General features: G+C 41.2%; 7 protein-coding genes. 6 read left to right on the top strand and 1 reads right to left on the bottom strand.

The window, feature by feature from the left end; genetic code table 11:
• Positions 1–6 precede the first annotated feature (6 nt).
• From ACGE0T_RS19030 to ACGE0T_RS19020, 3 genes are all read left to right on the top strand, one after another.
• Positions 7–3,189 carry an efflux RND transporter permease subunit gene (locus ACGE0T_RS19030; protein ID WP_459188145.1) on the top strand — a complete coding sequence of 1,061 codons (3,183 nt, stop codon included), beginning with the start codon at positions 7–9 and terminating at the stop codon, positions 3,187–3,189.
• Positions 3,190–3,210: 21 nt separating this feature from the next.
• Positions 3,211–4,578 carry a TolC family protein gene (locus tag ACGE0T_RS19025; RefSeq protein ID WP_459188144.1) on the top strand — a complete coding sequence of 456 codons (1,368 nt, stop codon included), beginning with the start codon at positions 3,211–3,213 and terminating at the stop codon, positions 4,576–4,578.
• 290 nt (positions 4,579–4,868) lie between these two features.
• Positions 4,869–6,503 (top strand): hypothetical protein, encoded by a 1,635-nt coding sequence (locus tag ACGE0T_RS19020; protein WP_459188143.1) that lies wholly within the window; start codon positions 4,869–4,871, stop codon positions 6,501–6,503.
• Positions 6,504–6,506: 3 nt separating this feature from the next.
• On the opposite strand, the gene ACGE0T_RS19015 is transcribed toward ACGE0T_RS19020, so the two are convergent.
• Positions 6,507–8,099, bottom strand: coding sequence for a DUF6377 domain-containing protein (locus tag ACGE0T_RS19015; RefSeq protein ID WP_459188142.1), 1,593 nt, complete (start codon positions 8,097–8,099; stop codon positions 6,507–6,509).
• Positions 8,100–8,352: 253 nt separating this feature from the next.
• On the opposite strand from ACGE0T_RS19015, the gene ACGE0T_RS19010 reads away from it, so the two are divergent.
• From ACGE0T_RS19010 to ACGE0T_RS19000, 3 genes are read left to right on the top strand one after another with little or no spacing between them, the layout of a single operon-like run.
• Complete coding sequence (locus ACGE0T_RS19010) at positions 8,353–10,197, top strand: glycoside hydrolase family 13 protein (protein ID WP_459188141.1); 1,845 nt, start codon at positions 8,353–8,355, stop codon at positions 10,195–10,197.
• Positions 10,198–10,223: 26 nt separating this feature from the next.
• Positions 10,224–12,434: a glycoside hydrolase family 97 protein gene (locus ACGE0T_RS19005; RefSeq protein WP_459188140.1), complete on the top strand. Its 2,211-nt coding sequence runs from the start codon at positions 10,224–10,226 to the stop codon at positions 12,432–12,434.
• 38 nt (positions 12,435–12,472) lie between these two features.
• The gene (locus ACGE0T_RS19000; protein ID WP_459188139.1) at positions 12,473–15,481 is read left to right on the top strand and encodes a SusC/RagA family TonB-linked outer membrane protein; all 3,009 of its coding nucleotides are present in this window, start codon (positions 12,473–12,475) and stop codon (positions 15,479–15,481) included.
• The last annotated feature ends 7 nt before the right edge of the window (positions 15,482–15,488 follow it).

Here is a 15,488-nt window from a genome sequence, read left to right as displayed (position 1 = left end):
ACGGACATGTTTAAAAAATTTATTACCCGCCCGGTTCTGGCGATTGTGATAGCATTGGTATTTCTGATTTTAGGTTCTGTCAGCCTTCAGCGTTTACCCATAACGTTGTATCCAGATATTGCACAGCCTTGTATCTCCGTGTATACGATGTATCCGGGGGCGAATGCCGAAATTGTATCCCGTTCCATTGCTCCGATTTTAGAAGAGGCAATCAACGGTGCCGAGAATATGACCTATATGACTTCATCTGTCGGTAATGACGGGTCGTTGAATATAAATGTATTTTTCGAAGTAGGAACGAATCCTGATATTGCGGCTGTGAATGTACAGAACAGGGTGGCAACCGTCACCTCCCGTCTGCCGGAGGCTGTGATAAGGGCTGGTATTACTACGAATAAGGAACAGAAAAGCCAGATTATGACGGCTGGCCTGGAATCGACGGATGAGAAGTATGATGAAATTTACCTGCAAAATTATCTGACAATCAATGTTGTCCCTGCACTGAAGCGTATCCAGGGGGTAAGTAAGGTAGAACTCTTTGGTATTAAGGATTACTCTATGCGTGTCTGGCTGCAACCTGAGCGGTTGACCGCCTATGGAATCACGGTGGAAGAAGTAGACAACGCAATCAGGGAACAGAATATTGAAATAGCTCCGGGTATATTGGGAGAAAACAGTGATGAGAATTTCCAGTATAACGTTATTTATAAAGGAAAGTACACTACTCCGGAGGAATACGGAGGCATCATTATCCGTGAAGACGGCAAAGGAGGTTTGGTCTATCTCAGGGACATCGCAAAAATAGAATTGGGTGCCTTGCTGTATACCTCTTCTGCAAAGGTAAACAACCATAGCGGGGTTTGTTTTATGGTATACCAGACTTCGGGTTCGAATGCGAATGATATCCAGATAAAAATTCAGGAACTGTTTAAAGAGGAGCAGAGCAAATTACCGCCGTCCATGCGGTTTGTCACTCTTTTTAGTAGTAAGGCTTCATTGGATGCCTCTATCCATCAGGTAAAGTCGACATTAATTGAAGCACTTATCCTGGTATTCTTTATTGTATTCTTTTTCTTGCAAGACTGGCGTTCGACACTGATTATCGGGGTATCTATTCCGGTTTCTATTATCGGAGCCTTTCTCGGGATGCACTTTGCTGGCTTCTCGATAAACCTGCTGACCTTGTTCGGCTTGGTGCTCTGTGTCGGGCTGGTGGTGGATGATGCGGTCGTTGTCGTCGAGGCGGTCAACCAAGCATTAACCAAAAAAGGAACGAATACCCCTTTACAGGCTACACAGAAAGCGATGACGGAGATTACCGGAGCGGTTATTTCCACCACATTGGTCATGGTAGCCGTATTTGCCCCGGTAGCCTTTATCGAGGGTAGTGTCGGAGGCTTTTACCAACAGTTTGCATTCACCATTATTACGGCAATCGTAATTTCCGGAATTTGTGCCTTGATTTTATGTCCGGCTCTTTCGGCTTTATTACTGAGAAACCCGGATGATGTGAGCGGAAAATGGTATGACCGCTTGGAACGCCGGTTTAGAATTGCTTTTGATATTCATTTCGGATTTGTGAGGGATAAATACCTGAAGGTAGTTATTTATATTCTCAGGAATTTCAAGAAATCATTGCTTGTCTTTTTTGCAATGATTGTCGGGATCGTACTGGTTTTCTCAAAAACGTCAACCGGCTTTATTCCTGATGAAGACGACAGCTTCCTGATGGTTAATATCGTAATGCCATCTGCCACATCCCTGGCTAAAACGGAAGAAGTGGTTGCTAAAGCGGACAGTCTTTTAAGAACGTATGATTTTATTAGCGAGAGTGCTACGGTTTGCGGGTATGATTTGCTGAATGGAAGTACAAGTTCCTCTGCCGGAATTGTGGTTGTGTCTTTAAAACCTTATAAAGAAAGGAATGGGGCAGGCTCGATATGGGAAATCGGATATATGATAAACGAACGGTTGACAGAAGAGATAACGGATGCCACTTTCATTACGGTTAAAAAACCGGCTCTTCCGGGCTTTGGAGAAAAAGGCGGAGTGGAATTGGTTTTGCAGGACCGTACGGCAGAAGGGGATTTGCAAAAGTTCAGTGAAGTCGCAGATGATTTTATTAATAAATTGGCTGAACGTCCGGAGGTGGATGAGATTTATCATACCTTCCATGTGGATTATCCTCAATATGAATTGCAGATTGATTTTGAGAAGGCGAAATTAGCCGGTGTCAGTATCGATGCGATTTCTTCTGCTTTGCAGGTATATTGGGGCAGTTTACAGACTTCGGACTTTTCTTTGTTCGGAAAGAATCTGAAAGTGGTATTACAAGGAGATATCGAAAGCCGCCGGAATCTTGAAGCGTTGAATTTTATCCATGTAATCAGTAATAAGGGAGAGTCCATTCCGATTTCCAATTTTGTGCATCTTGACGAACGCCAGGGAGCGGTTAGTATCACCCGCTTTAATATGTTCAATAGTATAAATATCAATATCATTCCTAAAACCGGGGTCAGCACGGGAGATATGATTCCGATTGTGGAAGAAGTATATGATCAGGAGATACCCAACAATTATTCTTTTGAATGGCAGGGTATGGTTCGCGAACAGATAAAAACAGGAGGAAGTACCGCATTGGTATTTATATTAAGTATAGTCCTTATTTATTTGATTTTGTCCGGATTGTATGAAAGTTTCATTATGCCTTTGCCAGTATTATTGTCCGTACCTACAACATTAGTGGGGGTATTGGCCGGAATACATATAACCGGGATAGATAATAATATATTTGTACAGGTTGCCATGCTGATTCTTATCGGCCTGATAGCGAAGAACTCTATTTTGATTGTAGAGTTTGGTATGCAGCTGAGGGAAGAAGGGCATTCCATTGCCCAGGCTGCTGTGCTGGCTGCAAAATCCAGGTTGCGTCCTATTTTGATGACTTCGCTTACGGCTTTTTTAGGGGCGCTCCCTATGATGTTTGTGACGGGAATGTCGGCAGTCGGAAACTTTGTGATTGGTTTGACAATGGTTGCCGGACTTTTCTCCGGAATTGTATTGGGGGTATTGCTCGCTCCGCTCTTGTTTGTCGTATTCATGAATATAAATGAACGTCTCAAGGGGCGTAAAAAGGGACAAAATATAAAGGAAGAGCTTCGTGATATAGATATGACAGAGAATGTGTAAATGTTTAACCTGTATAATTAGATGAAATTATATATTCCGATATTCATAATGATTGCAACTTTAAGCAGTTGTAATATTTATAAAACCTACAAACGTCCGGATGTGAAAACGGATGATTTGTATGGAAAAGAATTGCAAGTAACCGATACCCTTTCTATCGGCAGAATGGATTGGAAGGATCTGTTTACAGACCCTAAACTGCAGGCTCTGATCGATAGCGGGCTTATTAATAATACAGACTTGCGGATTGCCCGGCTGAAGATAGATGAATCGAAAGCTTTGCTGACATCGGCGCGTCTGGCTTATCTGCCTTCGGTGAATCTGGCACCGGAAGGAGGATTGTACAGCTACAAGGGGGAACCGTTGCAGAAGGGTTATCAGCTTGCAGCTACGGCAAGTTGGGAAATCGATATTTTCGGTAAACTGACAAATGCCAAGCGAAAAGCAAGTGCAAACCTGGAGCAGAGTGAGGCCTATAGACAGGCTGTACGGTGTGGCCTGATAGCGAATATAGCCGACAGTTATTATTTGTTGCTGACTCTTGATAAACAGCTTGATGTGGCTCGCGAAACCGAAACGAACTGGAAAGATTATATTCATGTTCTGGAAGTCCTGAAAAAGACCGGAAGGGCGGATGAGACTGCTATCCGGCAATCGGAAGCGAATTATTTATCGGTACAGTCGGAGGTAGTTAGACTCGGACAGCAAGTGAAAGAAGTGGAGAATAATCTTTCTGCTCTATTAGGACATGCCCCTTCAATGATAGAGCGGGGCAACTTGGATACACAGTCTTTCCCGGATACATTGTTGGTAGGGATTCCGCTGGATTTATTGAAATACCGTCCGGATGTCCGAATGGCTGAGGCTTCGTTGAAAGGGGCTCTTTATACGACAAATCAGGCTTATTCCGCTTTTTATCCAACGATTACGCTTGGAGGTACTGCCGGATGGACCAATACGAATGGCGGCGTGATTTCAAATCCGGGAGCCTGGCTTTTCCAGGCTGTGGGAGGAATTGTACAGCCTTTGTTTAATAGAGGTGCCAATATTGCAAATCTGAAAATAGCCAAAGCACAGCACGAAGAGGCATTGCTGACATTCCAGCAGACCTTATATGATGCTGGTGCGGAAGTGAATAATGCGGTTACGCAATGGCAAAGTTCCCGTATTCAGATAGATTTGAGCGGTAAGCAGGTCGAAGCTCTGGATATTGCATTGGAAAATATCCGTTTGCGGATGAAATACGGGAATTTAAATTATCTGGAGGTCTTGTCTGCACGGCAAATGTTATTGAGTGCCCAAATGAATTATTACTCGTCTTGTTTTGAGGAGATACAAAGTGTCATAACTCTTTTCCGTGCTCTGGGAGGAGGTTCGGAATATAGGTGAGAACAATATTTTTAGATAAAACAATAAATTTTTTATTCCGGGAAATAATATAATTTTCATATATTTTCAGCTTATATCTATTTGATATACAGTTAATAAAAGGTCCTGCGCTTGTCAAATAATACAATAATTATGTTATATTTGTCAGCACGGGACTTTGAAATACCGGTCCTTTACAAAAATTGATAGTTGGAATAAAATGTAGGGGAGATGGAAAAAGGGGTAATTTACTTATATGAATTTGTTTTTTCTATTTTATTATTGAAGGCTTGTAACTTATATATTGATATATGGACGAGCTGACTTTATCTATTTTGTTGTTATCAGCAGGGATTGTTTTCCTTGTTTTGGTGTGGAAATTGGTCGGTTGTTACCGTTCGAAGCCATCTGATGCAGGAAAAACATCTTTTTCTGTTCCTGAATCCGTTCCTGTTGCATTTGTCCAGCCTTTTTTACATGTGCCCGAAAGCCATATACGGACTGATTGTATGGCTAAAGAGCGGTCTATACAGGTACATTGCTCTTCTTCATCTTGGGAAATACTTAATGTATCCGATTCTTCCTGGCTGAATGTTGAAAAAGTAAATTCAGGAGAGTTATTAGTCCGTATGTCTACGAATTTTACTGATGCAGTACGAAGAACAGAAATCCATATCCGTCTTTTAAGTAGTGAAAATATATTGGAATCAACACTTGTAATTGTTCAAAGTGAATTGGGGTATTATCCGGAATTGAATTTGTCTAAGGATTTGTATATACAATCCGGGGAAAATAGTGCTACTGCTTATCCGCATGTTACGCCGGACAATAAATGCGATGAATGGAAAATAAAAACGCTGTGTACAAGTGATGAAGGAACCTGGTGTGAGGTTGTTCCCGCTGCAGGAGTACGTATGCGCGGATCTTATGATTTATGTATCAGAACCTTGCCAAAGCCAGCCAATGTATCTGTAAGAACGGCTGTTGTAACACTTGAATGCGGAACTTATCCTTTTAATACAGAACGTTCTATCGTTATAAATCAGGGAATCGTCTTTACTTATTATATAGAATATCCGGCATTTGATCCGTGTAGCCGTGGCAGGGAAGCTATAGAAACTCCCCTTTCCTATACCCGGGAAGACCCGGTGAAAACATATACGATTCATGTTCGTTGTAATATTAACTGGAAAATCATGTATACCCCGGCTGATTGGGTTGAGATAGGAAAAACCGAACCGGAAGGAGAGCCTTATAATGCTTGGTTTACAGTAATCGTTCATCCGAATGACCAGGGGACACTGTGGAATGGTCTTTATGCAGCCAGGCATATGATTATTAGTCTGGTTACAGAAATGGGGCAGGTGCATGATATTTTTGTTTATCAGGGGGGCTATGTGGTAATAAACGGACGTCGATGGTTAGACCGTAATTTGAAAAGGAAAAATGTGCTTACTTGTAATGCCATTCCTTTGGGATTGTCCGCAAAAGAGCAAGGAATAGACGGGGGACTTTTTCGTTTTGGGCATACGGATACCAATTGGGAAGATGTGCCGGCTCTTCCGGCTTCGGAATGGAACAGGAATACCAATGAGCACCCTGTACGCAATGACGATTCCGATCCCTGTCCAAAAGGATGGCGTGTTCCTTCTGCTTTGGAATTATCCGGTTTGTTTTGCTACCAGAATTACGCTTTTCGTTATGCCTCCGACCGTTGGCATACTTTGTTTTCGGATGATGGAGTTCCGGTATTTTTCCCTCTTGCCGGTTATTGTTCCCATATCAATGGCTGTTTGATGGAGAGGAAATTCGAAGGGCGTTATTGGAGTTGTACGGAATATTCTCCTATTTATGCTGATGCATTGATTTTGCGTCCTGCAAAATTTCCACAACAACGGCAGGAATTGAAAAAACAAAGTTTTTCTGTCCGTCCGGTTGAAATCTGAACATTAGATTGAAGCGACTAATTCTTCAAAGTTATCTTTATCGATTGCTTTACTTTTTACTTTACTGCGATAGGAATATACAGTAGCCAGTGAGCACCCCAAAAAATGTGCAATGCTGGCTGCATTATTAATACCCAGACGGATTAGGGCGAATATACGCAGTTCGGTGGTCAGTATCTCTCCGGATTTGGGCAATATTTGTCCTTCCGGGGTCATCAGCTTATTAAAAGATTCGATGAAATGGGGAAAAAGGCGTATGAATGATTTATCAAATTCATTATAGAAGTTTTTCCGTTCTTCGCTTATAAACTGACCGGACTTGATTGTTTTAAACAATTCTTCTGTTTTGGAAGCCATTGCTAATCTGGCAAGTGAACGCCTGTAGGCTTCCAGCTTATCAAGATAAACAATACATTGGCTGAGATAGAGAGCAATATATTCTTCTTTTATCTTACTTGTTTGGTTTAGTTCCTGATTGGTGTATTGCAATTGGGAATTTGTTAAACTTAACTTTTTCCGTACGGCAGAAAGCTTTTTCATTTGCCGTTGCAGATAAAATATTGAAATGAGTAAAAGCAAAGTAAGTATGCTGACTATTAACAGGGAAATACGAATTATATTGCGTTCTTTCTGTTGTTTTAATTTGTATGCCTTATCAATAATAGGGAAAAATTCGGTTACTTCAATAGAACGGAGCCTTGCATTACAGGCTACCGCATCTTCCAGGGCACAGCTCAAATATTTGTAAGCACGGTCTATATCCCCCAATTTATACATCAGAAGTGCCAGTTTTTGTAGGGAGATATATTCGCGAACCGGCATTTTTAAATCATTCATGGCTGTTAGCGCCAAATATTTGATTTCATTGTCGGTATCTCCTTTCTGTTCATAGGCAAGCGACATATTATAATACAGGTATGAACGGTTGACACAGCTTGTAGGGTTTTTGAGTTCCTTTTCTGAAATGACGATGGCGCTGTCCGGTTGTCCGTTCACAATTAATTTGTCGGCCAGAACAATGTTATAGTCGGGACCTTTTGCCAATCCTAAAATGGAATCCCGATACGTATTGGTGATGGCTTCGTATTGTTTTTTTTCTTTTGTGTTTGTATAATCGGCAAGCCAGCCATAGTATGTACGTCCTGTATAATAATAGTACAGTAAAGAGGCGGAATCAAGTTCGTGGGGATTTATATTTTCCAGTTGTTTGAATGCTTCAATATAAAGCCCCATAATTCCGAATACTTCAGCTTTGGAAATTTGTAAGTCATTTGCAGATTCGGTGGAGGGATATCTTTCAAGTAATTTTTCTCTTTGGAAAAGATACTGTAAGGCAGAATCAGCCTGGAAATGCAGATAGGTTTTATAGAGTGATTTATACAGTTCATCCCGTTGTTCAAAAGAAAGTGAAGTGACGAACCGTTTTTCCAGGCTGTCGATTTCTTTTTGTTTCCGGGCATGATAAACAGATTTCCGGCTGATAACTTTGTCCAATTCGCGTAGTAAAGCCGCATTTTCCGGATTGACAGATGGCATAGCAAAAAGAATGTTTACCGGGAAAAGCAGGGATAGCAAAATATAGCATAGCGTTTTCATCGTACTTTTTCTTAATTGATATTTTGACAAATATAATAATATTATTTTACGCTTATAGAGTTTTTATCATAAACATATAAACTAAAATTGCTTTGTAACAGACTTTGATTTTTTCTCTTTATATAGACAGGTAAAGTATTGTATATTAGATTTAATGCGCTTTAATATATTTTGATTTTTATTCTTATCCAAATTTGAGGTATCCCGGTTCTTTATTTTTGCGATGTTAAGAATTTTAAAATCTGAATTTACCATGAAATGTCTTTTTAGAGTAGTTTTAATCTGCCTTGTTCTTTGTCTTCCATTTATTGTTGAGGCGAAAATAAAGAAAGTAGAACCCGCTTTTTGGTGGGCTGGCATGAAGAATCCGGAATTGCAAATATTATTATATGGCGATGATATTGCAACCGAAGATGTGCAATTGTCTTCTCCCGATATCCGCATTAAACAAATAGTCCGGTTGGATAATCCGAATTACCTCTTATTATATTTGGATCTGGCAGGGGTGAAGTCTCAACAGTTTGATATCCTCCTGACAAAAGCAGGCAAACAAACAAAAATTCCCTATGAAATAAAACAACGTAAGGAACAGGCCTCCCTGGTAAAAGGTTTTGGACCGGAGGATGTGCTGTACCTGATTATGCCGGATCGTTTTTCAAATGGTAATCCGGCCAATGATATCGTATCCGGTATGCTTGAAAATCGTGTGGACCGGAACAATCCGTCGGCTCGTCATGGAGGAGACTTGGCAGGAATAGAGAACCATCTTGATTATTTCTGTGATTTGGGAGTAACGGCAATCTGGTTGAATCCTATCCAGAAAAATGATATGGCTCACGGCTCTTATCATGGATATGCTATTACTGATTATTATCAGATGGATGCCCGTCTGGGAGAAAATGAAGATTTTCGCCGGTTAGTAGATAAAGCTCATCAGAAAGGGTTGAAAATAGTGATGGATATGATTTTCAATCACTGTGGAAGCGAGCATTTCTTTTTCAAGGATAAGCCTTCTCATGACTGGTTTAATTATCAGGAACATTTTGTACAGACATCTTACCAGACAATGCCTCAGGTCGATATTCATCATTCGGACTATGATCAGAAAAAAAATATAGATGGTTGGTTTACCGAGTCTATGCCCGATTTAAACCAACGGAATCCGCATTTGGCTACTTATTTGATTCAAAATAGTATTTGGTGGATTGAATATGCCGGAATTAACGGAATCCGTCAGGATACGCATCCTTATGCTGACTTTGATATGATGGCTCGCTGGTGTAAAGCGATAGCTGCCGAGTATCCGGATTTCAATATTGTGGGTGAAACTTGGCTTGGCAATAATGTAGGAGTCTCTTTCTGGCAGAAAGACAGTAAGATTGCTGCTCCCCGTAATTCTTATTTGCCTACGGTTATGGACTTCCCGCTTTGGGATGCCATGTCATGGGCGTTTGACGAGGAAACAAATCAATGGGATAAAGGGCTGGCTCGCTTATATGGTTATTTATCACAGGATATTGTGTATACCAATCCGATGAATTTGCTGGTATTTCTGGATAATCATGACACTTCCAGATTTTATAAAGTACCTCCTAAAAATAACTTGGACCGTTATAAGCAAGCCATTGCATTTTTACTGACAGTTCGTGGTATTCCTCAGATATATACGGGAACCGAAGTCTTAATGGCAGGTGATAAGGCAAACGGGGATGGTGCATTGCGTGAGGATTTCCCGGGTGGATGGGCAGGAGACAAACGGAATGTTTTTACTGTAACCGGTCGTAATACCTTGGAAAACGAAGCATATGACTATATGAAGAAATTACTTCATTGGCGTGCCGGCAACAAGGTGATTAGTAAAGGTTCTTTTAAACATTTCATACCGCAGGATGGCATTTATGTTTACGAAAGACATTATGGAGGTAAATCCGTAACTGTAATTCTGAACGGAACCGACCAGGCAAAAGAAATGAATCTGGCTTCTTATAAAGAAGTGCTCCCTAAAGAACAATCGACAGATGTATTGAGTGGAAAAGTTATTCCATTGAAAAATACACTGTCCTTGCAACCACGTCAAGTATTGATTTTGGAATTTTAATCACAAATAACAATCGATAAATCACCATGAAAAGAAAATTAGTCATGTTAATGGCCGTATTAGGCAGTTGTGCTTTCAGTTATGCACAGCAGTTATTATCACCGGATGGAAATCTGGAAATGAACTTTCATTTGAATGAACAAGGAGCACCGGTTTATGAATTGACCTATAAAGGAAAAGCGGTTATCAAACCCAGCCGGTTGGGACTTGAATTGAAAAAAGAAGATGCGAATGCCGCAGTTGATTTTGAATTTAAACAACGGAAAGATGTGGCATCACTGGATAAAAAAACAAACTTGTATAATGGCTTCCGGATAAAGGATACGAAAACATCGACTTTTGATGAAACCTGGAAACCGGTTTGGGGAGAAGAAAAAGAGATACGCAATCATTATAATGAATTGGCTGTGACATTGGATCAGCCATTGAATGACCGTACGATCCGGGTCCGTTTCCGCTTGTTTAACGATGGATTGGGTTTCAGGTATGAATTTCCACAGCAACCTAACTTGAACTATTTCGTAGTAAAAGAAGAAAAGACACAGTTTGCAATGGCGGGCGACCATAAAGCATTTTGGCTTCCCGGAGACTATGATACACAGGAGTATAGTACTACAACATCCCGGCTGAGCGAAATCCGGGGATTGATGAAAGAAGCGGTTACCCCCAACTCTTCTCAAACACCATTTTCCATGACAGGCGTACAGACTCCTTTAATGATGAAATCGGAAGATGGACTTTATATCCATTTGCATGAGGCAGCTCTGGTCGATTATTCCTGTATGCATTTGAATCTGGATGATAAAAACATGGTTTTTGAATCTTGGTTGACCCCTGATGCCAAAGGCGATAAGGGGTATTTACAAACCCCTTGCCAGTCTCCATGGAGAACGGTTATAGTAAGCGACGATGCACGTGATATCCTGGCGTCCCGTATTACCTTGAACCTGAATGAGCCTTGTAAACTGGAAGATGTTTCCTGGATTAAACCTGTTAAGTATATCGGTATCTGGTGGGATATGATTACCAATAAAGGAAGTTGGGCATATACTGACGATTTAAACAGTGTAAAACTGGGTGAAACCGACTATTCTAAAACCAAACCGAACGGACGTCATTCTGCTAATACTGCCAATGTAAAACGCTATATTGATTTTGCAGCGAAACATGGATTTGATGCCGTACTGGTGGAAGGTTGGAATGAAGGTTGGGAAGATTGGTTCGGCAAAAGTAAGGATTATGTGTTCGATTTCGTTACTCCTTATCCTGATTTTGATGTGGAAGAAATACACCGTTATGCTGCCAGCAAAGGAATCAAGATGATGATGCATCATGAAACTTCAGCTTCTGTCCGTAATTATGAACGCCATATGGATAAAGCATACCAGTTTATGGTAGATAATGGATACAATTCTGTAAAAAGCGGATATGTAGGAAACATAATTCCCCGCGGAGAATATCACTATAGCCAGTGGCTGGTAAATCATTACTTGTTTGCCGTAAAGAAAGCTGCCGAATATAAAATTATGGTGAATGCCCACGAAGCTGTTCGCCCTACCGGTTTATGCCGCACATATCCGAATCTGATTGGTAATGAATCGGCTCGCGGAACCGAATATGAATCTTTTGGTGGTAATAATGTAGACCATACTACGATTCTGCCGTTTACCCGCCTGGTTGGTGGCCCGATGGATTATACTCCCGGGATTTTTGAAACACATTGCAGTAAAATGAACCCGGAAAATACTTCGCAGGTACGCTCCACTCTGGCACGTCAGTTAGCTTTATATGTAACGATGTATAGCCCGCTTCAGATGGCCGCCGATGTCCCGGAACATTATGAAGAGCATATGGATGCCTTCCAGTTCATCAAAGATGTGGCTATTGACTGGGATGAAACCCGTTATCTTGAAGCAGAGCCAGGTGATTATATCACAATCGCCCGTAAGGCAAAAGGAAGTAATGATTGGTTTGTAGGTTGTACTGCCGATGAAAACGGGCATACGGCACGATTAGTTTTTGATTTCCTTGACCCGGGAAAACAATATATAGCCACAGTATACGCCGATGCCAAGGACGCCGACTGGAAAGATAATCCGCAAGCCTATACGATCCGTAAAGGTCTCCTGACAAATAAAAGTAAACTAAACGTTAAAGCTGCCAGCGGGGGCGGTTTTGCAATCAGCATCAAAGAAGTAAAAAGTAAAGCCGAAACGAAAGGATTGTCTCGCTTGTAGATTAAACCCTTATTATATATATACTTAAATTTAAACACATGAAAAGTAGATTGCTGCTATTGTTAGCTGTTTTATGTATGCCACTTCTCGTGTTTGCCCAAAAAAGCATCACGGTGAATGGTATTGTGAAAGATGCGACAGGAGAGCCGGTTACCGGCGCGAATGTCATAGTGAAAGGAACCACGAATGGTACGGTTACTGACCTGGATGGCAAGTTTGTGTTGACAGCCTCTAAAGGTGAAATACTGACTATTTCGTTTATCGGATATAAAGTGGAGGAAGTGCCTGCAGCAGCTTCCATGAATATCACATTAAAAGATGATTACCAAGTGTTGGACAACGTGGTTGTTATTGGTTATGGTACAGTGAAAAAAAATGATGCGACAGGTTCTGTAGCAGCCATTAAACCGGATGAAAAAAACCGGGGTATACAAGTGAGTCCTCAGGACATGTTGATGGGTAAGATTGCAGGTGTATCGGTTGCTTCTTCAACCGGTCAACCGGGCGCAAGCTCTTCCATCCGCATCCGTGGTGGTTCGTCGTTGTCGGCAAGCAATGACCCGCTGGTTGTTATCGATGGAGTGGCTATGAGCAATCAGGCTGTCGATGGGTTGAGCAATCCGTTAAGTACGATAAATCCGGCCGATATCGAATCGTTTACCGTATTGAAAGATGCTTCGGCTACAGCCATTTACGGTTCGCGTGCTTCTAATGGTGTAATCCTTGTTACTACGAAAAAGGGGAAATCAGGGAAAGTAAAGATTAGTTATTCCGGTAATGTCTCGGTAAGTACGAAGCGTAATAAACTGGACGTGATGAGTGGAGATGAGTATCGAGATTATATTAATAATGCATCGACCACAACAGATGCAATGCGGAAAGCATTGAATTTGTATCCGGGTGTAAGCACAGACTGGCAGGATGAGATATTCCGTACGGCTGTTTCTACAGACCATGCCCTCAGTGCATTCGGTTCTGTGAAGGATTTTATGCCTTACCGCGTATCTGTAGGCTATACCAGCCAGAACGGTATCTTGAAGACATCTAATTTCCAGCGTTATACCGGAAGCCTTTCATTGACTCCAACCTTTTTTGAAGACCATCTGAAAGTAAACCTGAATGCAAAAGGTGTGTATATTAAAAACCGTTTTGCAGATACAGGCGCTATCGGCAGTGCTGTCTCTTTCGATCCGACAAAACCGGTAATGAACGACAGCAAATTCGGAGGTTATTATACCTGGACCAACGATTATACTCCTGACGGGACAAAGGCTTCTTCTGCCGGAATCAATCCTGTTTCCATGCTGCAAATGAAGGATGACCGCTCAACCGTGAAATCGTTTATAGGAAATGCCCAGTTCGACTATCAGGTACATGGTTTGCCGGATCTTCGTCTGCATTTGAACTTAGGAATAGACTATTCTTCCAGTTCGGGAACTGCTTATATCGACCCGAATGCTCCTTCCAATTATTTGCCGGATGATGATGCTACAGGTAGTAACCGTATCTATAACAGCACACGCAACAATAAGTTATTGGAGTTCTATGGGCAGTATGCGAAGGATTTTGAATCTATCGCCAGCCATTTTGATATTATGGCAGGTTATTCATATCAAAGTTACCGTTCCAAATCAGATAATGTGACTTATTATTTGTCACGTCGTCCGGAAACTTACGGGCAGAATACAAAAGAAATGAATGAGTTTAAGCAGACCGATACCCAGTATTTGCTGATTTCCTTCTATGGTCGTTTGAATTATTCGTTGATGAATAAATATCTGCTTACATTTACTTTGCGTGATGATGCGTCTTCACGTTTTGCCAAAGATAAACGTTGGGGACTTTTCCCTTCGGTAGCTCTTGCATGGAAAATGAATGAAGAATCCTTCCTGAAAGATTTTAAGAGTTTGGATGAACTGAAACTCCGTTTAGGTTGGGGACAGACCGGTCAGCAGGATATTAACCAAGGGGATTATCCGTATTTATCATTCTACCGTAATGGCAAAGGAGGAGCGATGTACCCGATATATGATGCTTCCGGAAATGTAAGATGGGTGAATGTATTGGCACCGACAGCATCCAATCCGAATCTGAAATGGGAGACTACTACAACCTATAATGCCGGTGTGGATTACAGCTTTTTCAACAACCGTATCAGTGGTGCTGTGGATGTATATTACCGCAAGACCAATGATTTGATTAATGCGGAAGTGAATGTGCCCGCCGGAACGGACTTTGCTGAATATGTAGTATCCAATATAGGTTCTTTGGAAAATAAAGGATTTGAAGTTTCCATTAATACCCGTCCGGTAGTTACCCGGGATTTTAGATGGGATTTAGGTTTTAACCTTGCCTATAATAATACGAAGATTAAAGAGCTTACCTATAATGATAATTCGGACTCTCCGGGTAAACGTTTCGATTCCACAGGCGGAGATGGAGGTTTACGACTGAAAATTCATAGTGTAGGTTATGCTCCGGGTACTTTCTATGTATACAAACAGGTATATGATGAAAACGGGGCTCCGATTGAAGGAAAATACGAAAGCAATAGCGGAAGTGATGTAGTTACGGATAAAGATTTGTATCATTATAAAAAACCGACAGCCGATGTCTTGATGGGCTTTAATTCCAAATTTACTTATAAACAGTGGGATTTAGGTTTTAATGGACGTGTCAGCTTAGGTAATTATAATTATAATGCAATTGCAGCCAATGCTGCTTTAGGCGTAAATGAGGTGTTTGGTAACTCAGCTTTGAGCAATAAGCCTGTTTCCGCACTGCAGACCGGTTTCCAATCCCGCCAACGTTTATCTGATTATTTTATACAAAATGCTTCTTTCCTGAAGATAGATAATATCACATTGGGCTACCAGCTCGATAAATTCTTCGGAATGAAATGGAATGCACGTTTTTATGCTACCGTGCAAAATCCGATTGTGATAACGAAATATAAAGGGCTGGACCCTGAAGTAGACGGTGGTGTGGATAATAATGTATATCCTCGTCCTATCTCCGTATTGTTCGGTGTTAATATCAACTTTTAATTAGTAA

This window comes from Parabacteroides sp. APC149_11_2_Y6 (assembly GCF_054506995.1).
The sequence above is the reverse complement of the archived record's forward strand: the minus strand, read 5'-3'. Positions and strand labels throughout refer to the sequence as shown.